Below are 20,271 nucleotides of genomic sequence, written 5' to 3' on the forward strand. Positions count from 1 at the left end.
GCTACAACTCCAGCTCCGAGACCAGCGCGTCGACGACCTGCAGCAGGTCCCCGTCGGTTTCCTCGGCGACCCGGCGCTGCCGCTGATAGGAGCCGCCGAGGGTGTAGATATCGGCGACCCGGGCCAGCTGGTCGGCGCAATTCAGCGATGCCGCAACGGGTTCCAGCCGGTTCAGCAGGTCGTCGAGATCTTCGGTGACCAACCGCTCGTTGCTGTCGGCATCCAGGATGATCTCGGCGTCCAGGCCGTAACGCGCTGCGCGCCACTTGTTTTCCTGCACATGCCAGGGCGGCATGGTCGGCAGCTGCTCACCGGCGTCCAGCCGGCGGTCCAGGTCGACGATCAGGCAGTGCGTCAGCGCAACCAGCGCACCGAGTTCGGCGATGTTGGACACGCCGTCGAAAATCCGGACCTCGATCGTGCCGAGATGCGGCGACGGCCGGATATCCCAACGGATTTCGTTCATATGGTCGATGATGCCGGTCTTGCGCTGGTCGTAGACGAAGCGCTCGAAGTGCGACCACTTCTGGAAGTGGAACGGCAGACCCGCGGTCGGCAACTGCTGGAACATCATGGCGCGGTTGCTGGCGTAGCCGGTGTCCTCACCGTCCCAGTACGGCGACGACGCCGACAGCGCCAGCAGATGCGGGTACTGGTTGAGCAGCGACGTGATGATCGGCATCACCTTGTGCGCCGACGAGATCCCGACGTGCACGTGCACGCCCCAGATCAGCATCTGCCGGCCCCACCACTGGGTCCGTTTGATCAGCTCGGCGTAGCGCTGGCCTTCGGTGAGCTGCTGGCTCTCCCACTCCGCGAACGGGTGAGTGCCGGCACAGAACAGCTCCATGCCGCGGTCGCGCACGATCCGGCGTACCGGGCCCAGCGTGGACCGCAGATCGTCCATGGCCTCGCCGACGGTGTCGCACACGCCGGTGACGACCTCGACGGTGTTGCGCAGCAATTCCTTGTGCACATGCGGCGTCTCGCCGATCTCGGCGATGACCGCGGCGGCCTCGTTGCTGAGGTCACGCGTGCGGGCATCGACGAGGGCGAACTCCCATTCGACGCCGAGAGTCGGCCGAGGCGACCCGGCGAAATCGATTCGCGGTGGGGTGTGGCTGTCCGCGCTACCCGGCAGCGATGACACCGCACGCCACGCGCTTGCCGGAGTCACCGGTGTTCATCGAAGCCTCGTCCGCACCCGGAGCGGCGCCCTGGATCTGCTGGTACCGGTCAGCCGGGATGTTGCCGAAGTTGTCGGCCTTCTCGTGGATGATCAGCGCGGTCTTGTTGCCGGCGAGCAGCTGCTCGGCGGTGAAGGCGTCGGTGGTGGTCACCAGCGAGCCGGTGCCGTCGGCCTTGACCTGCAGGGAGGCGAGGTCGCCACTCATCGGGTAGCCGGTGTGGCCCGGAGCCTGGAAGTGTCCACCGGCGGACAGGAAGTCGCCGGGGGCGCCACCGGCAGGCGCGACCGAGTTCGGCTCACACTTGCCGGCCGAGTGGATGTGCAGGCCGTGGAATCCGGGGGTCAGCACGCCGCCGGAGGTGGTCTTGACCGTCAGCGTGGCGAAGCCACCGTTGAACAGGAACTCGGCGGTCGCGACCGTGGTGCCCTCGGGGGTCTTCAGCTCGGTGACCAGCTTCTCGCCGATCGGGGCGGCCTGCGGGGCCGCCTTCTCGCCGGCCTTTTCACCATGGCCCTGCGGGGCGTGCTCGACGCCGGTCCATACCGCGGGGGTGGTGCCGGGCACGGACGAGGGGACCTGTCCGGGAGGGGCACATGCAGCGACGACAGGAGCGATGACCGCAGCGGCGGCAAGGAAGCGAATCGGGGCTGAGATCGGCATGCCGGAGAGCCTAACCGGTCACCAGAACGATCACGCCTGGTCCCTTGTCATTGAGCGCCGGGATGCGTGGTTCGACGGGTGCGTCGAGGATTTTGCCGACCGCTTCGGCGGCCTCCTTCTCCCCTGCAGCGTCACCGAAATACACGGTCGTGGCGGGCGGCGGAGCGTCCACGCTGAGATTGTCGGTCTCGGTGACGTTCCACTGCGCCTCGTGCAGCTTGTCAGCGACGCCCTTCGCAGCGCCGGCAACCTCGGAGATGTTGAAGACCTTGACGTCGGCCTTGGCCGGCGCGGGCGTCGTCGACGTCGTGGTGGCCGTGGCCGATGTCGCGCTGGCGGAGCTGCTCGACGAGTTCGAGTCGGAGCTGCTGTCCGAACTCAGCGACTGGAACGCCACCAGCAGGAACACGACACCAAGGAACAACAGCACCATGACCATGGCGCGCAGGGGCAGTCCGGAGGACTCTCGCTGATTCATTGCTCCCCACCTTATCGAGGCGGACCCTCAGGGCAGAAAAGCTAGGTGATTTCGAAACCGAGACGACGCGCGGCCTTGGCCTTCTGTCGGCTGGCCCGCTGCCGGCGCAGTCGCTTGACCAGCATCGGGTCCGCGGCCAGCGCCTCTGGCCGGTCGACCAGTGCGTTGAGCACCTGGTAGTACCGGGTTGCCGACATCGAGAACAGTTCCTTGATGGCGTCCTCTTTGGAACCCGCGAATTTCCACCACTGACGTTCGAAACCAAGAATGTCGTGTTCGCGGCGGGTCAACCCGTCGGCGAGCTCAGAGTCGTCCCCGGATCGCTCAGTACGCGCCATAGCGCCGTCCATTTCGCCCCTGGACCCTTTCTCTGATCTCGGTATATGCCAGCCTGTTTCGTGCGTCACAACGGATCTGGGACGCAGCAAGTGGTTCGGCGAACATTCAACCATGACCGACGGTATTGAGCCGTGATCGTTACCCGCGAGTCGGGTCACTAAGATTGCTCGTCATGGCTGTCCGTCCAATCTGCATCGTCGGTGACCCTGTCCTGCACACCGCGACCACTCCGGTGGCCGTCGGCGCCGACGGGTCGCTTCCTTCCGATCTCGCCGAGCTGATCGACGACATGTACGAAACGATGGACAAGGCCAACGGCGTGGGCCTGGCTGCAAACCAGATCGGCGTCGGGCTGCGGTTGTTCGTCTACGACTGCGCCGACGACCGCGGCCAGACCGCGCGGCGTCGCGGCGTGGTGATCAACCCGGTCCTCGAGACGTCGGAAATCCCCGAGACCATGCCCGACCCGGACTACGACGACGAGGGCTGCCTGTCGGTTCCCGGTGAGTCGTTCCCGACCGGCCGCGCCACGTGGGCGAAGGTCACCGGCCTGGACGCCGACGGTAACCCGGTCGAGCTCGAAGGCACCGGCCTGTTCGCCCGCATGCTGCAGCACGAGACCGGCCACCTCGACGGCTTCCTGTACCTCGACTGCCTGATCGGCCGCAACGCGCGGGCCGCCAAGCGGATGATCAAGTCGAACAAGTGGGGCGTGCCGGGGCTGAGCTGGGTGCCGGGCGAGGTCGACGACCCGTTCGGGCACTGATGCCCTCGGTCGGTAGCCGCGTCTCGCTGCGCTACCGGTTGGCCGAGCCGGAGGTCGGCCCCGGGCCTGAGGCCTTCACCGACGTCGTCGGCCATCTCGAGGCGCTCACCCCGCTCGTCGTGGTGCGCACCAAATCGGGTGAGCGCGTCGAGATCAGCCCCGCCGCGGTGATGTCGGTGCGCGAGCTGTCGCACGCCCCGGTGCGCAATTCAGAGATACGTACGGTCGAACATGCCGCCGCACTGGCCTGGCCGGGTACCGAGCAGCACTGGGTCGACGGCTGGCTGCTGCGCGCCGGCGGCACCGATATACGAACCAACTCGGCTGTGCCGCTGCTCTTTTCGTCGGACCTGACGGCCCTGCCGGTGATCGCCGACTGGTACGCCGCGCGCGGCCTGCAACCGTGGGTGGCGCTGCCGGAGCGGCTGCTGCCGGTCCGTTCCGAGGGCATCGAGCCCAATCGCGTTCTGACCGTTGCATTGCCGGACGGCGCGGCTGCCGAACTACCCGCGCGCCCCGATGCCCGGTGGCGGCAGATTCACGCGCAGGACGTGCCTGTCGAGGTCATCACTGCCGTCGTCGACGGCGACGTGGCGTTCGCCACGGTGGCCGACGCGGCGGTCGGGCGCGTCGCCGTGACCACGGCACCCGACGGCAGGGTGTGGGCCGGGTTGTCGGACATCGCCGTGCTCGAGTCGGAACGCCGGCGCGGACTGGGCCGCGCCGTCTGCGCCGAGCTGATGACCTGGGCCGCCGGCCGCGGTGCGACGCACGCCTACACACGGGTTCCCGACGACAACGCCCCCGCGATCGCGCTGGCCGAATCGATCGGTTTCCGGTTGCATCACCGGTCGCGGTACGTGCTCCTGTAACGCCGAAGACCACGGTTTCTCGCGCGACATCGTCGGCGCCCGGGAAACCGTGGCCTCGGCAGGTACCGGCTAGGCTGCGTCAGCCCCACTGTGGGCCGAACCACCCTGGCCTGCAGTGGATTTCGCCGGGGCCGGCTTCTTCACAGGCTTCGGCTTCTCGGCCTTCGGCTTGGTCGGCTTCTTCTCGGGCTTCTTCGTCTCGGACTTGGTCGAGTCGGACTTGGTGGAGTCGGACTTGGTGGTGTCCGGCTTGGTCGTATCCGGCTTGGCATCGTCCGACTTCTGGTTGTCAGCCTTCGTCGGGGTCGCGGGTGTCGCCGGAGTGGCGGGTGTCGCCGGAGTAGCCGGGGTGGCCGGCGTCTCGGCGGTGGCCGGCGTTGCGGGCGTCGCCGGGGTGACGGGCGTGGCCGGAGTAGCGGGCGTCGCCGGGGTGACGGGCGTGGCCGGAGTAGCGGGCGTCGTCTCCGACTTGGCTGGGGTGGCGGGCTTCGCGGGCGTCTCCGATGCCTCGGAGACGGTCGTCTTCACCGGTGTCACGGCCAGCGCGGGCTGCGGGATCGAGGTGATCGAGTTGTCCGTGGCGGCCTTGGTCACCGATACCTGCGTCGCAGCAGCCGGGTCAGCGGCAGCCTTGGGGGCCAACGGATTACCGGTGCCACTCCAGCCGATTGCCTTGGCGAGGATGCGGCCGAGCGACACCATGGCGCCGATGGGCCCGATGCCCAGACCGTCGATCTGCAGGTCCGTCCCGATGATGTCGGCGTAGACGGTCTGCCCGAGCGAGTTCAGGATCGAGCCACCCAGGCCCTTCTGGTCCCAGCCAGTCGATCCGGCGGTGAACAGTCCACCGAACTGGATGTTGAGCGCCTTGACGACGGCATTGTCACTCAGGGGAATGGTCTTGTTGATCAGCTTGGCCACGAGGTCCAGGTTGAGGTTGGCGCCGTTGAGGACGCCGTTGACCATGGCAGCCGGGATGTTGATCGCGGTCTGCAGCGCTTTCGCCGCGTCGCCTTGCGACAGGGATGCGCCGATGCTGGTGAGACTGTTCGCCAGTGCCACCGCCGGGCTGATCGCCGGTCCTGCCAGGCCGATCAGGACCCCGCTCAGCGGCGACGCCAGAAAGTTGAACACTTCCTGCACGACCCGGTTGGCCACGGCGTTCGAGGCCGTCGGAAGCAGCTTCGGAATCACCTGAAGCAGGATGAAGTGGAAACCATCGTTCGAGTCGACGGACTGCGAGTTGTTGCCGGGGTCGGTGCCAAGCAACGTCGCGGCGGTGATCGCCGACTGCACGTTGTGCCCGATCTGGCCCAAAACCGTGCCGATGTTGCCGGGGTTCTTCAGCACCTCGCCGACGTGGTTGATCTGGTTGACCAGGAACTGCTGCAGCAGTACCGCCGGGGCCTCGGAGATGGCGTCACCGAGGCGTCCCGCATTCGCCGCGGCGGTCTTGAACGCGTCCTGCCACGGCTGCAGCGGGTTGTATGCCGCGGTCAACTGCACCGCGGCGGTGCTGACCGACGGCAGCGCCGGAAGGTTGATCGAGGCAGGTGCCTGCACCAGCAATGGGCCGGCCACGATGGCCGCCGTGGTCGCTGCGCAGATACCCGCCTTGGTATGGCGACGGACTGCTGACTCCATGAGAACGACTCCCTCTTTCCGAGTTGATTGGGATTGATGTGGGCAGGACGAAGCGCTCGGCGGGCCTCCCCCGAGCAGGGAGGCCCACCGATCGTTGATCTACTGGCTCGACGCGCCCGAGGCGTGCGAGGCGGCCCCGCCGTCGGCACCGTGCGCCGAACCACCTTGGCCGGCAGTGGATTTCGCCGGTGCCGGCTTCTTCACGGGCTTCGGCTTCTCCGACTTCTGCTTGCTCGGCTTCTTCGATTCGGACTTCGTGGTCTCGGACTTCGTCGCCTCCGACTTCGTCTCCGACTTGGTGTCCGACTTGGTCGTCTCCGACTTGGTCGAGTCCGTCTTGTGGTCATCCGACTTCTGGTTGTCGGGGTTCGCCGGGGTGGCCGGGGTCGCCGGAGTGGCGGGCGTGGCCGGAGTTGCCGGGGTCGCCGGCGTCTCCGACGTGGCCGGGGTGGCGGGCGTCGCCGGAGTAGCCGGAGTAGCGGGCGTAGCCGGGGTCGCAGACGTCTCCGATTTGGCCGGCGTAGCCGGCTTCTCGGCCGTCTCCGGGGCCTGTGCCGCGGTGGCCTTAACCTGCGTCACCGCCACCGACGTCTGCGGGATGGAGGTGATCGAGTTGTCCGTGGCTGCCTTGGTAACCGAAACCTGGATTGCCGCAGCCGGATCGGCGGCGGTCTTGGGGGCCAACGGATTGCCGGTGCCGCTCCAGCCGATGGCCTTGGCCAGCAGGTGGCTGAGGTTGACGAGCGCACCGATCGGCCCGATGCCCTGGCCGGTGATCTCCAACGGAAATCCCGGGGCGAGCACCGTTTCGGCCGTCAGGCCCAGGGAGTTCAGGATCGAGCCACCGATGCCGGTCATGTCCATGCCCGTCACACCGGCGGTGAACAGCCCACCGAACTGGATGTTGAGTTTCTGCAGCTCGTTGCCGGCCGGCATGGTCTTGGTGATCAGCGGCGCCAGCACATCCAGGTTGAGATTGGCACCGTTGAGGAAGCCGTTGACCATGGCGGCCGGGATGTTGATGGCAGCTTGCGCCGCGGCCATCGCATTACCCGCGGCGAGCGAGGTCGCGATCTTGGTGATGCTGTTGACCAGCGCCACCACCGGGCTGATGCCAGGGCCTACCAAACCCATCAGCACGCCACTGAGCGGTGACGCCAGCACGTTGACCACCTGCGTGACGATCGCGGACGCCTGCGGGTTGCCGGCCGTCGGAAGCATGTTCGGGAGCATCTGCGCGACCAGGCCGTGCCAGACGTCGTTCGAACCGGCGATGGTCCAGTCCTCCGGCTTGGTCCCCAGCAGCGTGGCGGCGGTGATCGCCGACTTCACGTTCTGCCCGACGTCCTGGATCACCGCGCCGATGTTGCCGGGGTTCTGCAGGATGGCCCCGACATGGCTGATCTGGTTCGCCAGGAACTGCTGCAGCAACACCGCCGGCGCTTCGGAGACGACCGCGCCGATTCGCTGCGCGTTCTCCGACGCGGTGTTGAACGCGTCGAGCCACGGCTGCAGCGGGTTGTACGCCGCGGTCAGCTGAACCGCGGCTGTGCTCACCGACGGAAGCGTCGGCAGCTTGGCGGCGGCAGGCACCGACGGCAACAGTGGGCCGGCCACGATGGCCGCCGTGGTCGCTGCGCAGATACCCGCCTTGGTATGGCGACGAACCGCAACATTCATGAAGTGACTCCTCGGGGTCGGCTTGCTTACCGGCGAGTAATTTACCGACGAGTAACCGAGTTAATCCAGAGTTTTTGACGAAGTCGTAACGAATCGGTAGCGACGACATGTGACCCACAGGCCACTCCAAACCTGTTTGCGTATTAGCCGGTAAAGCGCTGTTCATAGCCCCGCTAACCTTCCGGGCAAATGGCCAGTCGGCAAACCCATTTACGCCACCGACAGAGCCCTTGACGCGACCCGAGATCAACGGGCGGGCCAGCCGGATATATTCCGATTAGTAATGCTCAGACGCATTTTCGACGTCGTGACCGGGACCACATCGGGTGTTGATCGTGACGGGAATCTCACACGAGCCGAGGCGGCGATGTGATCTCGACCGGGACGCCCCGTACCCGCTCGGGGCAAATCCGACAGGGGCCGCACCGGCGCGTCAACGCAATTGCTGCCGCCGTCCGTCCGGCGGCCTGCCGAGGCACCGGCCGGCGTCCACATAGTGAGACAACATGTGGGACCGGACGTCCCGGGCAATACCAGCAATCGTCTTCGGGGACTCCGCGGGGGACGACCGCCGATGCCGGCCGACGCTTCGCCAAGTATCTTGGACCGTCGGTGGAACGCACCGAAGTGTCAGGCTGGTCAGGGGTTGCGGGTGCAAGAGAATGCGGCGCTGTCGGCCGCCGAGTTGCTCGAACTCAACCGTGACGTTCAGGGCTCGCGCGCAGTCCGGCTGCTGGCCACGAACAACCTCGGCGTCTACGCCACGTTGATGGAGCGGCACCTCAGTGAAGGCATGATCGCCGAGACCGATCTGGTGGTTCGGCTGGAGCGCGATCTGGCGACGCTCGGCGAGACCGACGACCAGCTCGGACAGTCGGGCCTGGCCCTGATCAAGTCGTGGGCCAGCCAGGGCTGGGTGCACCGAGTGGCCGAAACCCGGGCGGGCGCCGAACGCAACGTCTGTTATCTGACGCAGGACGCCCGTCGCGCCCTCGACTTCGTCCGCGGCATGCGCCGTGGCGACAGCATCGCCACCGGCGGCTCGATCGCCGGCATCGCGTCCCGCATGCGTCAGATCGCCACACGTGCCGGAAATGACCCCGACCGCATCCGGGCCGGTATCGAAGCCGAGATCGCCGCGCTGCACCGCGAGCTCGACGAGTTGGAAGCCGGGCTGCGCCCCGAGCCCGACGTCACCGACATGTACGACGAAGCCCGCGCCATCGCGCTGCAGATGGAACGGCTGATCACCGACATCGGCCTCTACGGCACCATGATCGAGCAGGCGACGCAGGCGCTCGACGACCCGATCGACACCAACATCGAGTACCGCGACCGGCAGCGCCAGATGTACGCCGACTACCAGGCAGCATGGGATTCCGCGGGCCGCGATTCGCACCGGGCGTTCCTGCGGATGATCAACGACCCCGACCAGCGCGCCGAATTCGAGAACGACATCGCCACCGTGGCGTCGGCACTGCCCGAGCTGGACCCGGCACTGCGCAAGGTGATGGCGGGATTCTTCGAGTTGATCGGCCACCAGATCGACGAGGTGGAACGCATCCAGCAGCGGTGCGCGCAGCGGGTCAAGCGATTCACCGCGTTCGGCACCATGGAGTCCAGCCGCGGTGTGGCCCGCCAGCTCACCGAGGCCATCGGCGCGGCCCGGACGCTGCTGAAGTCGTCGCTGACCGACTCCCGGCTGGACATCGAAGTCCCCTTGGCCCGGCACGCGATCAGCTCGATCGGCGCGCTGAGCTTCAAGATCGGCGACCTGTCGGCACCCAAACCTGCCGAAGCGGCACAGGGCGACGTCGACCTGTCCACCTTCGCGGCACTGACCACCCAGGTCGATGCACCCGCGATGTCCGAGATGCTCAATGCCGCGGTCGCGCGCCGCCCGGTGTCACTGGCCGAGGCCGTCTCGATGCTCGATTCGGCGTACCTGGGCCACGTCATCGTGTTGTGGTCGTGGGCCCTCAAACAACCCGCAGGACCGGGTGACGCGGGCGACGACACCATGTCGGTGCGATTCCGCTCGCTCGACGGTCGCGACCGCGAGATCGAGGTGCCCTCTCTGATGTTCACCGAGCCGGTCATGAGTACAGGAGCCATGCATGACTGACAGCCCCATCGATTTCGCCTCGCTGCCCGAGGTCGACAGCAACAGCCGGGCGGCGCAGCAGCGCCGTCCACGGTTCGACGGCGACGTCAGCGCCATGCCGGACCGCGCCTGCTGGGCACTGCAACACCTGCTGACCCGCCGCTACATCAGCAGCGAGTCCGACCGTGACGTCTACAGCTGGATCCTGGAGTACCGCAACGAATTGTCGGTGCGGTTGTCCGAACTCGACCTGCAGTTGCGCATCTCCGAAGGCGTCGACATCGCGTTCATCGAGCAGGCCCGTTACGAGTCGGCCAAGGGCATCAAGCTGCTGCGCCGCGAGCCCCTGGGCACCTACGACTCGATTCTGGCGCTGCACCTGGCACAGCTGATGCGCGCCGGCGGCGACCAAAGCTTCCTGATCACCCGCGACGAGATGCACGGCATGTTCAGCGGTGTGCTGAACGAAACCGACCGCGACGCAGTCACTTTCACCGCCCGCATCGATGCGGCGATCGCCAGGCTGACGGGCCTGGACATCCTGCGCCGTAGCCGTGACGACGAGGACAGCTACACCGTGAGTCCCGTCATCACGGCCGTGATGACGGCCTCGGTGATCACCGAGCTGCAGCAGCAGTTCGAACAACTCACCGGCGGAGGTACTGAAGCCGATGTCTGAGCAGTTCCACCTGTCCCGGCTCCAGATCATCAACTGGGGCGTGTTCGACGGTTATCACAGCATTCCGTTCAGCGCCGGCGGCTCACTGGTCGCGGGCGGCTCCGGCAGCGGTAAATCGTCACTGCTGGACGCGATTTCACTCGGCTTCCTGCCGTTCAACCGGCGCAACTTCAACGCGTCCGGCGACAACACCGCGGCCGGCTCGAGCGCGGGCCGCCGCACCGTCGACAAATACGTCCGCGGCGCCTGGGGCCAGCGCAGCGAAGCCGGCACCAGTCAGGTCATGTACCTGCGTGGCGAGGGCACCACGTGGTCGGCGGTCGCGGTCACCTACACCAGCAACACCGGGCGCACCATCACCGGCCTGGTCCTCAAATGGCTGACGGGAGAATCGCGTTCGGATTCCTCGAGCCGGTTCGTCATCGGCGACGGCGACCTGGACATCGAGGACGTCTGCAACCGGTGGGCCGCGGGCCGGTTCGACGCCGGGGTGTTCAAGGGCGACCGGGGCGAGCGAAGCGACGGGATAAGCAGCGGCTGGCGGTTCACGACCAAGGTCGAGTCGCAGTATCTGGCGCAGCTGTACGCCTCGATCGGCATCCGCGCGTCGGACGCCGCGCAGCAGCTGCTCGGCAAGGCCAAGTCACTGAAAAGTGTTGGTGGGCTCGAGCAGTTCGTCCGGGAGTTCATGCTGGACGAACCGGACAGTCTGGCGCGGCTGCCGGAGGCCCTCAAGCAGATCGACCCCCTCGTCGAGGCCCGCGAACTACTCGCGGTGGCGCAGCGCAAGCGCAAGATCCTCGGTGACATCGAGGCCATCCAGGTGCGCTATGCCTCCGAGTCAACCGACCTCGGGATCATCGACCTGGTCGACCTGCCGATGGTGCGGGCCTACACCGATCACGTCCGGCTGCGGCACTGCCCCGCCGAGATCGAGACACTCGACGCGACCATCGACCAGCTGGAGAACGAGAACGCCGACCTGACGCGGCAGCTGAATCTGGCCAAGGCCGAAGGTGATTCGCTCAACGCCCAGATCAACGGCGCGTCGGCGCATGTCGGTCCGCTGCAGGCCCAGGTCAACGCCGCCGAGGCGCAGGCCGACGACGTGGCGCGGCGGCGCGCGGCCTATGAGGAGATGGTCGCGGCGCTCGGCGTCGAAGTGCCGGACACCGCCGACGAATTCTGGAACCTGCGCGAAGAACTCACCCGGCAGGCCACCGAGATGCTGGGCAAGCTGGAGTGGGGGCGCGACGCGTCCACCGACGCCGAGTACGCACAGAAGTCGGCACGTATCCTGCGCGACAATGCGGCCAAGGAACTCAAGCGCGTCGAGCACGTCGGTTCTGCGCTGCCCGAGTCCGCCGTGACGATGCGGGACCACATCTGCGCGGGCGTCGGCATCGATCCCGCCGAACTGCCCTATGTCGCTGAGCTTTTCGACCTGCAGCCCGAGCACTCTCGCTGGCGGCTCGCGGTCGAGAAGGTGCTGCGCGGGGTCGGCCTGCGGTTGCTGGTGCCCGATCAGCACTATGCCAAGGTGCTGCGGTTCGTCAACGAGACCAACATGCGCGGACGGCTGGCGCTGCACCACGTCCGGGCCGGCGCCTCGGGACGCGAGGCCGAGCCGAACACGTTGGCGGGCAAGCTGTTCCTGGTCAAGCCCAAGCATCCCTGTGCCGCCGAGGCCGCCGATGTGATCGCCGCGGCCGGCGACCACATCTGTGTGGACACCCCCGACGTGTTCGTGCGGTTCCGCCGGGCCGTCACCGACACGGGTCTGTACAAGGACTCCGACCGGCTGGCCATCAAGGACGACCGGCGCCCGATCAAGCCGTCCGAGTACATCTACCAGGGCGACATCGGCGCCAAGCTGGAAGCGCTGCACGCCGAACTGACCGAGGCCGAGGAGGCCTTCAGCACCGCCCGGCGCGCCGCGGATGAGATTGCGGCGCAACGGCAGCAGTGGCGCGACCGGGCCGCGGCGTGCAAGGCCGTCTACGAGCAGTTCCCGCAGTGGAGCCAGATCGACACCGACACCGCCGAGGGCCACGCCGACCGGCTCCGCGAGCAGTACGAACTGCTGCTGGCCGACCACCCCGACATCGAGGCGCTGTCGGCCCGCGCCGAGGAGTGCTGGGTCGACATCCAAACCCTGATGACGCGGCGCGGCGCGATCCAGACCCGGCGCGACGATCTCGACGCCCGCCGGACCAAGCTGATGGATCTGCAGGACCGGCTCGCCCCCGCCGCGATGTCGGAGCAGGCCACAGATCTGTTGCGCCGCTACGCCGCTGACGTCCCGGTGCCGCTGGAACTGCTCAACCCGGAGCCGCACCGCGAGGCGCTGTTCGCGGCCATCCGCCGCGAACGCGACCAGCTCACCGAGAGCCGTCGGCGCTCCTACGAAGAGTTGTCCCGCATCGTCGCGACGTTCGACGCCTCGTTCCCGGATGCGATTCCGAACGACTCGGATGACTTCGACGAGCGTATCTACGACTACGTCGCGGTCTGCCGTCACATCGACGAGCGCGAGCTGCCCGACGCCTACGACCGCATGATGCGACTGATCACCGAGCAGGCGCCCGATGCGATCCTGACGCTGCACCGCGTCGCCGAGCAGGAGACCCGGCGTATCAGCGAGCAGATCGACCGCGTCAACACCGGTTTGGGTGCAGTGGAATTCAACCGCGGCACCCGGCTGACGCTGCGCGCCAACCCGCGCAGCATGGTCGCCGTCTCCGAGCTGACCGACATCGTCAAAGCGATCTCCCGGCGCATCGCCGAGGTGGGGCTGGGCGACAAGAAAGCGATCCTCGATCAGTACGCCGACATCCTGCGGTTGCGAAACCGGCTGGCCGGCAACAACCCCGAGGACCGCGCCTGGACGCGCGATGCGCTCGACGTGCGCAACCGGTTCACGTTCGACTGCGCCGAGTGGGACGTCGCGAGCGGCGAACTGATCCGCACGCACAGCAATGCCGGTGACAACTCCGGTGGCGAGCAGGAGAAGCTGATGGCCTTCTGCCTGGCCGGGGCGCTCAGCTTCAACCTGGCCAACCCCGAAAGCGGCGACAACAAGCCGGTTTTCGCGCAGCTGATGCTCGACGAGGCGTTCTCCAAGTCCGACCCGCAGTTCGCCTCGCAGGCGCTGCAGGCGTTCCGCAAGTTCGGTTTCCAGCTGGTGATCGTCGCGACGGTGCAGAACGCCACCACCATTCAGCCGTACATCGACGGCGTGGTGATGGTGTCCAAGTCCGAGGCCACCGGCCGCAATGCCCGGCCGGTCGCCAACGTCGCCACCAAGACCATCACCGATTTCACCGCCCTGCGTCGGGAACTGAAAGTCCCCGAGCCTGTCTGATCGGAGCGTCATGCGTATCGCCACCTGGAACGTCAACTCCATCCGCACCCGGGTCGACCGGGTCACGGACTGGCTGTCCCGCGCGGACGTCGACGTGCTCGCCATGCAGGAGACCAAGTGCAAGGACGAGCAGTTCCCGACCATGCCGTTCGCGGCGCTCGGCTATGAGGTGGCGCACGTCGGGCACAGCCAGTGGAACGGCGTGGCGATCGCATCCCGCGTCGGACTCGAGGACGTGCAGATCGGTTTCGACGGCCAGCCGCAGTGGCAGGATGCGGACGAGGCCCGCGCCATCGGCGCCACCTGCGGCGGGGTCCGGCTGTGGAGCCTGTACGTGCCCAATGGCCGGACGCTGGAAGACCCGCACCTGCCGTACAAGCTGAATTGGCTTGCCGCCCTTCGCGACACCTCCGCGAAATGGCTGGCCGACGATCCGTCGCTGCCACTGGCCTTGATGGGTGACTGGAACATCGCGCCGACCGACGAGGACGTCTGGGACATGGCGGTGTTCGCCAACTCGACGCACGTCTCCGAGCCCGAGCGCGCAGCGTTCCGCGCCATCAACGACGCCGGCTTCGCAGACGTGGTCCGCCCCTTCACCCCGGGTCCGGGCGTCTACACCTACTGGGACTACACGCAGCTGCGGTTCCCCAAGAAGCAGGGCATGCGCATCGACTTCGTGCTGGGCTCACCGGAGTTCGCGGCACGCGTTACCCACGGTGAGATCGTCCGCGAGGAACGAAAAGGCAAGCAGCCCAGCGATCACGCGCCGGTGCTGGTGGAGTTGGCACAGTGAGCGCGGTCATTCACGCCGCCGAGCCGGCCAGCCTGCGTGCGCGCATCATTCACTTCTTCGCGTCATTGCTGTTGGCCCGCATTCTGATTCGCGCGCTGACCACCGCGGAGTACGAGGCGACGTCACAGCGGATCGTGCGCGTGGGACGCAACGTCAACAAGCTGGCCAGCCTGCAGCGTCGTCGGCCGCCGCGCGGCTTCCGGCTGGTCGCCGAAAACTGGAACGGCCTGCCCGTCGAATGGGTGTCGCCGTCCGACCTCGACGCGCCCATCACCGACGGCGTCATCCTGTATTTCCACGGCGGCGGGTTCGTCCTCGGTGACCTGAACACCCACCTGCGCGCCGTTGCCGCGCTCTCGCGCGTCACGCGATTGCCGTTGGTACACATCGAATATCGGCAGTACCCCGAGGTCGATCTGGCGACGACCATCCAGGACTGCCTGGGCGCTTACCGTCACTTGTTGAGCCAGGGCGTCGATCCGGCCAAGGTCATCCTCGCCGGCGACTCGGCCGGCGGATTCCTGGCGTTTGCCACCGCGCAGCAGGCCCCGAAGCACGGGCTCCCGAGTCCCGCAGGGGTGGTAGGCATTTCGCCTCTGCTGGAATTGGACAACGCCGCACGCACTGCGCATTCGACCGCGGCGACGGACGTCTTCGGGATCGCCGCCGGCTTCCCGGTCATCACCGAACGCATCTGTCCCGCCGGCAATCTCGACGAATTGGAGCCGGTTTCCGGTCCGATGGACGCAATGCCGCCGTCGCTGATCGTCGCCTCCGAGACGGAGTCACTGCTGTGCGACGCCGAGCGGATGCAAGACAGGCTGATCCAGGCCGGGCGCAAGTGTGAGGTCGCGGCGTGGCCCAGTCAGGTCCACGCGTTCCCGGCCATCTTCCCCGGGCTGCCCGAGAGCCGCCGCGCATACGCGCGCATGGCCGATTTCATCTCCGACTGTCTGTCCGGCACAGCCCCGGCAAAGTCCGCCTAATTCAGGTACTGCTGCACCGACTCGACAAGCGCCGCCTCGACACGGCGTAGCGGCACGTCCGACTTGGTTGCCTGCGCCATGACGATGGCGCCCTCCACCGCCGCGACGGTCAGCGTCGCCTGCCGTGCGGCATCGTCGGGTGACAGGCCGGCCGCTTCCAGGCCGGCCGCGATGCGGCTTTCCCAGTCGAGGAAGACCTCACCAGCGGCGTCGGCCGCGGCAGGTGCCTCCGACCTGCCGAGGGCGGCGGCCATGATCGGGCAGCCGACCTCGAAGTCACTGCTGGTCAGGTTCGAGATCCACATCTCGACAAAGGCACGCACCGCCCCGACCGGACCCTTTTCGCCGATCAGGCGGTCGATGCCGTCGCCCAGCATGTTTCCCGCCGCAACGGTCGCGTCGGCGACGAGTTCGGCCTTGCCCCCAGGGAAGTTCAGGTAGAGGGAGCGCCGTGCCGTTCCGCTGCGTTCGAGCAGTTGGCTGAGCCCGGTACCTGAAACGCCCTGGCGCCGAATCAGATCGATGGCTGTGACGACAAGCCGATCTCGGGCACTCATGTGACGTAACTCCCTGTCCTTCAGCATTGTTTGTACACCAGTCGGTCTACTAGCGTCTGCCTCCAATAGTAGACCGAACGGTGTAGTTCCGGTCTCGAATCAAGGGGGTCCGGGGTGGGACACAACAGCAGGTTTTTCGCCGCCACCAGCCGTTTCTGTGCCAAATGGGCATGGGTCGTCATCGGCTTCTGGATAGCGCTGGCCGGAATCCTCAACGTCGCCATCCCCCAGCTCGAGCAGACCGTCGCTGAGCACTCGGCGCCGTTCATGCCCGCGAACATCAAAGCCGCACAGACGCTGCGCGAGATGTCCGACGCCTTCGGCGTCCCGCGGTCCTCGGCCGTCGGCAGCGTGGTGCTGGTCGACGAGAAGGGCATCAACGCGGCCGACGAAGCCCTGTACCGCAACATCGTCGCCACCTTGCAGCGCGACACCACCAACGTCGCCTACGTGCTCGACACCTACGACAATCCGCAACTGCGGGACATCGCACTCAGCCCCGATCACAAGGCGATCAACCTCGTCCTTGCCGGCACCGGCGACGTCGGGTCCACCAAGGCACACAAGAACACCATCGCGATCCGCGATCAGCTCCAGGCCCTGCCCAAACCCCCGGGGGTCGGGGTGTACCTCACCGGACCGTCGCCGACATTGGCCGACCTCTTCAGCGCCATGGACTTTTCCCTGCTGATCATCACCGCGGTGTCCGTGCTGCTGATCACCCTGGTGCTGCTCATGGTCTATCGGTCGCTGGCCACGGCAATGGTCCCGCTGCTCACCATCGGCATCGCCCTCGGCGTCGCCCGCCCCATCGTGTCGTTGCTCGGCATGGGCGGCACCCTCACCGTCTCGAACTTCACCATCTCGCTGATGACGGCGATGCTGCTCGGCGCCGCCACCGACTACGCGATCTTCATCCTCGCCGGCTATCACGAGGCCCGGCGCAGCCAGGTGCCCGTCATCGATGCGATAGCGCAAGCCGGGCAGCGGGTTTCGGGCATCCTGATCGCCTCGATGCTGACCATCGCGGCGGCCGCCACCGCGATGGGATTCACCGAGCTCGGCATGTTCAAGGCCGCCGGCCCACCGATCGCCATCGCGATCGTCGTCGGACTGGCGGTGTCGATGTCCCTGCCCTACGCCCTGCTGTCGATCCTGGGACGCCGCGGCCTGGCCGAACCGCGTCCCCTCAACGACCGACGCTGGCGCCGCATCGGATCCACCATGATCCGCCGGTCCGGAGTCCTGGTGACGGCATCGCTGGTGCTGCTGCTCAGTTCCGCAGCGGTTCTCACCACCTTCCGGGTGAACTTCGACGAAAATTCCATGCAGCTCGACGACACCGAGAGCGCGGTCGGATACGAGAAGACCTATGCGCATTGGGGTGTCAACGAGGCGGCACCGGAATACCTGATCGTCTCGGCCGACCATGACATGCGGAACACCGACGACCTGGCCGCGCTCGACCGCGTTGCGGGTCGCCTGTCGGGGATGCCCGAGATCGCCTATGTCCGCTCGATGACCCGGCCGGCCGGAAAACAGTTGCCGCAGACCACCATCGGCTACCAGGCGGGGATCGTCGCGGACCGGCTCGGCGATGCCAAGAACCAGGTCAACAAGGCCGTCCCCGACATCCACCGGCTGGACTCCGGCGCGGCTCAGCTGCGCGACGGCGCCGCCTCCGCGGTCACGCAGATTCCCCAATTGGTTTCCGGCATCAGGCAAGTCACCGGGCTCGCCCATCAGGTGCTCGACGGGTACCAGGCCGCGGGCGCCGGGTTGTCCACCCTCACCGACGGCACGGTCGACGTCCGTTCGGCGCTGGCCGATCTCAGCTCCTCCACCGGATTGCTCGACGCGGCGCTGCAGGCCATCGACGGCAACGCGCAGGTCGCCGACGCCGGCCGGCTGGTGAGTTCGGCTCTCGGCTCCGCACTCGACCCGCAACCCGGCCCCGACTGCCTGATGAACCCGGTATGCAGCCGGGCCCGCGCGGACATCGCCGACCTCGACGCCATCTCCAATGGTGCGGTCAGCCGGGCCCTGCTGCAGGCGCAGCGGCTCTCCGCGGTCCCGCAGGTGACTGTCGAGAAGGTGCGGGCCGCCGAGCCCGCCATCCGAGATGCGTTGGCCACGTTGCAGAAAATGGTCGCGAACCTGCCCGGCGGTTCGCCGGCGCAGGCCCGCACCCAGCTGACCGAACTCGTGCGTGGCGCCGACCAGCTCAGCGCCGGGATGACTCGACTGGCCGTCGGCCTCGATCAGGTCAAGGGTGGTGTGGACCAGGTGGTCAACATGTCCGGGCGGCTCACCGACGGGCTCGGCCAGGCGACGGACTATCTGACGACCTTGAGCACGCACACCGGCGACGGCCCGGGCTCGGGCTTCTACCTTCCGCCGCAAGGCTTTTCCGATCCGGCCTTCCGGGCCGCACAGGACCTGTTGTTCTCGCCCGACGGCAAGACCGCGCGGATGCTGGTCATCTGGAAGATCAACCCGTACAGCGCCCGGGCCCTCGACGCCTCCCGCGCGCTGGCGCCGGCGGCGACCGAGGCCGCATCCGGAACCTCTTTGCAGACAGCACGTTTCGCCAGCACCGGCCTGGCGTCGCTCTCGGCCGACATGCGCGACCAGGTGTGGCACGACTTTGCCGTCTACGGCGTCGTCGCGATCCTGGGTGTGCTGCTGGTGCTGATCGCGCTGCTCCGTAGCATCCTCGCGCCGGTGTTCATGGTCGCGGTCGTGACGCTGTCGTTCGCCGCCGCCTCCGGTTTCAGCGTCCTGGTGTGGCAGCACCTCATCGGTGTCGACATCGACTGGTCGGTGTTCCCGGTGTCGTTCATGGCGCTCATCGCCGTCGGCGCCGACTACAGCATGCTGTTCGCCGCCCGCATCCGCGAAGAGTCGGGTGACGGCATGATCCGCGGCATCATGCGCAGCTTCGGCACCACCGGCAGCGTCATCACCACCGCCGGAATCGTCTTCGCGCTCACCATGTTCGCGCTCATGACCGGCCGGGTGATCAACCTGCTGCAGATCGGGTTCACCATCGGCATCGGCCTGCTGATCGACATCACCCTGGTACGCACGGTGCTGGTGCCGGCCGCGATGGCCATGATCGGTAACCGCATCTGGTGGCCGAGTAAGCCGCACGCCGCCGAGGGGCACGCCGCGACGACCAACGCGGAGCGCGAACCCGCGACCGTCGACGCTTAGGTGGGCTGGGTAAATCGCGGGCGGGTTTGTTGGTCCTACCTCGTCCCATCGTGGCGGTGCCGGTGGATCGTCGACGCTTAGGTGGCCTAGCTGTCCTTTGACGCTCCTGCGGCCCCGATCGCTTCGCCCGAAGTTCTCTGGACGGGTCTAGGACCCTCGGCGGTTAGGTCGACTCCGCAATCGTTCCGGCCCATCCCCAAGGGCGCCGGCGCCGGCCTGTCGATCCCCGACGGTTAGGGCGGCTAATCGGTCCTGCCGTCCGGCGCGGCGCCTTGGCAGGTTTCGGGGGCTCGCTGCTTGGCGTCCCGCGTTCGCGGACCGAGTTGGCTAGTTGTCCTAACCGTCGACGATCCATGCGCCTGGGGGTGGAACCCAATCCTGCTGTGGCGCTTCTGTTTAGGTGCTCTAACCGTCGACGATGAGGCGATGTCAGCAGTCGCTGATCTTGTCGGTGGGCACATCTACATTCGAACGTATGAGCGAAACAAAGAGTGATCCCCACGCCGCGGCCGCGGCGGTCGACGCGATCACCCTGGCCACCCGCCAGGAGAACGCCGCCGGGGCCCGCCGCCTGGCCGCGATCGGCGACCTGTGGGAGCTACGCGCCCCCGACGACGACATCGAAAAACGGTACTGGGCGATCGACGGCTTTTCTGGCCTGGTCGTCGAGGTCGCCGCCGCGCTGGGAGTGTCCCGCAAACGAGCACAGGCCCAGGTGGAGCGGGCAGTGATGCTGCGCACCCGCCTACCCAAAGTCGCAGCCGTCTACGCCAAAGGGCTGATCGATGCGGTGATGGTCGCGATGATCGTCGCGCGCACCGACCTGATCATCGACGATGACGTCGCCCAACAGGTCGACGCCGACCTCGCCGCCAAGATCGTCGCGTGGGGGCGGTTGTCGAAACCGAAAATGGAACAGCGCATCGACGCGATCATCGCC

Annotated in this window: 16 protein-coding genes; 9 read left to right on the top strand and 7 right to left on the bottom strand. The window is 67.1% G+C overall.

Annotated features, from left to right (window positions below):
• Window position 1: 1 nt before the first annotated feature.
• The 4 genes from BR47_RS0119665 to napA are packed head-to-tail and all read right to left on the bottom strand — an operon-like array spanning window position 2 to window position 2,678.
• Window positions 2–1,150, bottom strand: coding sequence for a glutamate--cysteine ligase (locus tag BR47_RS0119665; RefSeq protein WP_051634892.1), 1,149 nt, complete (start codon window positions 1,148–1,150; stop codon window positions 2–4).
• Entirely contained in the window at window positions 1,131–1,850 is a 720-nt protein-coding gene (gene sodC / locus BR47_RS0119670; protein ID WP_029105137.1) for a superoxide dismutase[Cu-Zn], read from the bottom strand. Before sodC ends, BR47_RS0119665 begins: the two co-directional genes overlap by 20 nt.
• A 10-nt stretch (window positions 1,851–1,860) precedes the next feature.
• On the bottom strand, window positions 1,861–2,328 hold the full coding sequence (locus BR47_RS0119675; protein ID WP_020101095.1) for a LytR C-terminal domain-containing protein: 468 nt from the start codon (window positions 2,326–2,328) through the stop codon (window positions 1,861–1,863).
• 41 nt (window positions 2,329–2,369) lie between these two features.
• Complete coding sequence (napA, locus tag BR47_RS0119680; RefSeq protein WP_029105136.1) at window positions 2,370–2,678, bottom strand: nucleoid-associated protein NapA; 309 nt, start codon at window positions 2,676–2,678, stop codon at window positions 2,370–2,372.
• A 161-nt stretch (window positions 2,679–2,839) separates the two neighbouring features.
• Between napA and BR47_RS0119685 the strand changes: the two genes are divergently transcribed.
• Entirely contained in the window at window positions 2,840–3,433 is a 594-nt protein-coding gene (locus tag BR47_RS0119685) for a peptide deformylase (protein WP_029120536.1), read from the top strand.
• Window positions 3,433–4,305: an N-acetylglutamate synthase, CG3035 family gene (locus BR47_RS0119690; RefSeq protein WP_029120537.1), complete on the top strand. Its 873-nt coding sequence runs from the start codon at window positions 3,433–3,435 to the stop codon at window positions 4,303–4,305. Before BR47_RS0119685 ends, BR47_RS0119690 begins: the two co-directional genes overlap by 1 nt.
• A 69-nt stretch (window positions 4,306–4,374) precedes the next feature.
• On the opposite strand, the gene gjpA (BR47_RS33225) is transcribed toward BR47_RS0119690, so the two are convergent.
• Window positions 4,375–5,949: an outer membrane porin GjpA gene (gjpA, locus tag BR47_RS33225; RefSeq protein ID WP_029120538.1), complete on the bottom strand. Its 1,575-nt coding sequence runs from the start codon at window positions 5,947–5,949 to the stop codon at window positions 4,375–4,377.
• Window positions 5,950–6,048: 99 nt separating this feature from the next.
• Window positions 6,049–7,629, bottom strand: coding sequence for an outer membrane porin GjpA (gene gjpA, locus BR47_RS0119700; RefSeq protein WP_029120539.1), 1,581 nt, complete (start codon window positions 7,627–7,629; stop codon window positions 6,049–6,051).
• A 652-nt stretch (window positions 7,630–8,281) separates the two neighbouring features.
• Between gjpA (BR47_RS0119700) and BR47_RS0119705 the strand changes: the two genes are divergently transcribed.
• From BR47_RS0119705 to BR47_RS0119725, 5 genes are read left to right on the top strand one after another with little or no spacing between them, the layout of a single operon-like run.
• Window positions 8,282–9,754: a DUF3375 domain-containing protein gene (locus BR47_RS0119705; RefSeq protein WP_020101089.1), complete on the top strand. Its 1,473-nt coding sequence runs from the start codon at window positions 8,282–8,284 to the stop codon at window positions 9,752–9,754.
• Entirely contained in the window at window positions 9,747–10,412 is a 666-nt protein-coding gene (locus BR47_RS0119710; protein ID WP_029120541.1) for a DUF4194 domain-containing protein, read from the top strand. The genes BR47_RS0119705 and BR47_RS0119710 overlap by 8 nt, the downstream gene beginning before the upstream one ends.
• Window positions 10,405–13,776 (top strand): ATP-binding protein, encoded by a 3,372-nt coding sequence (locus BR47_RS0119715; protein WP_029120542.1) that lies wholly within the window; start codon window positions 10,405–10,407, stop codon window positions 13,774–13,776. Before BR47_RS0119710 ends, BR47_RS0119715 begins: the two co-directional genes overlap by 8 nt.
• 10 nt (window positions 13,777–13,786) lie before the next feature.
• On the top strand, window positions 13,787–14,572 hold the full coding sequence (locus tag BR47_RS0119720) for an exodeoxyribonuclease III (RefSeq protein ID WP_020101086.1): 786 nt from the start codon (window positions 13,787–13,789) through the stop codon (window positions 14,570–14,572).
• Complete coding sequence (locus BR47_RS0119725; RefSeq protein ID WP_029120543.1) at window positions 14,569–15,558, top strand: alpha/beta hydrolase; 990 nt, start codon at window positions 14,569–14,571, stop codon at window positions 15,556–15,558. Before BR47_RS0119720 ends, BR47_RS0119725 begins: the two co-directional genes overlap by 4 nt.
• On the opposite strand, the gene BR47_RS0119730 is transcribed toward BR47_RS0119725, so the two are convergent.
• Window positions 15,555–16,142, bottom strand: a complete 588-nt coding sequence (locus tag BR47_RS0119730; RefSeq protein ID WP_231506740.1) for a TetR/AcrR family transcriptional regulator — start codon at window positions 16,140–16,142, stop codon at window positions 15,555–15,557. The two genes, BR47_RS0119725 and BR47_RS0119730, sit on opposite strands and share 4 nt — an antisense overlap.
• An 87-nt stretch (window positions 16,143–16,229) precedes the next feature.
• Between BR47_RS0119730 and BR47_RS30940 the strand changes: the two genes are divergently transcribed.
• Both BR47_RS30940 and BR47_RS0119740 read left to right on the top strand, forming a co-directional pair.
• On the top strand, window positions 16,230–19,331 hold the full coding sequence (locus BR47_RS30940; protein WP_036427595.1) for an MMPL family transporter: 3,102 nt from the start codon (window positions 16,230–16,232) through the stop codon (window positions 19,329–19,331).
• A 475-nt stretch (window positions 19,332–19,806) separates the two neighbouring features.
• Window positions 19,807–20,271: DUF222 domain-containing protein (locus tag BR47_RS0119740; protein ID WP_029120545.1), on the top strand; the 465-nt coding region annotated here is incomplete at its 3' end.

It is taken from the genome of Mycobacterium sp. UNC410CL29Cvi84 (genome assembly GCF_000686745.1).
Lineage (GTDB): Bacteria > Actinomycetota > Actinomycetes > Mycobacteriales > Mycobacteriaceae > Mycobacterium > Mycobacterium mucogenicum_B.

What these genes read in the sequence shown, in the direction of transcription:
- BR47_RS0119730 (WP_231506740.1), bottom strand. Translation starts at nt 16,142, where the DNA reads ATGCTGAAGGACAGGGAGTTACGTCACATGAGTGCCCGAGATCGGCTT.
- gjpA (WP_029120538.1), bottom strand. Translation starts at nt 5,949, where the DNA reads ATGGAGTCAGCAGTCCGTCGCCATACCAAGGCGGGTATCTGCGCAGCG.
- BR47_RS0119710 (WP_029120541.1), top strand. Translation starts at nt 9,747, where the DNA reads ATGACTGACAGCCCCATCGATTTCGCCTCGCTGCCCGAGGTCGACAGC.
- gjpA (WP_029120539.1), bottom strand. Translation starts at nt 7,629, where the DNA reads ATGAATGTTGCGGTTCGTCGCCATACCAAGGCGGGTATCTGCGCAGCG.
- sodC (WP_029105137.1), bottom strand. Translation starts at nt 1,850, where the DNA reads ATGCCGATCTCAGCCCCGATTCGCTTCCTTGCCGCCGCTGCGGTCATC.
- BR47_RS0119675 (WP_020101095.1), bottom strand. Translation starts at nt 2,328, where the DNA reads ATGAATCAGCGAGAGTCCTCCGGACTGCCCCTGCGCGCCATGGTCATG.
- BR47_RS0119720 (WP_020101086.1), top strand. Translation starts at nt 13,787, where the DNA reads ATGCGTATCGCCACCTGGAACGTCAACTCCATCCGCACCCGGGTCGAC.
- BR47_RS0119685 (WP_029120536.1), top strand. Translation starts at nt 2,840, where the DNA reads ATGGCTGTCCGTCCAATCTGCATCGTCGGTGACCCTGTCCTGCACACC.
- napA (WP_029105136.1), bottom strand. Translation starts at nt 2,678, where the DNA reads ATGGACGGCGCTATGGCGCGTACTGAGCGATCCGGGGACGACTCTGAG.
- BR47_RS0119715 (WP_029120542.1), top strand. Translation starts at nt 10,405, where the DNA reads ATGTCTGAGCAGTTCCACCTGTCCCGGCTCCAGATCATCAACTGGGGC.
- BR47_RS0119690 (WP_029120537.1), top strand. Translation starts at nt 3,433, where the DNA reads ATGCCCTCGGTCGGTAGCCGCGTCTCGCTGCGCTACCGGTTGGCCGAG.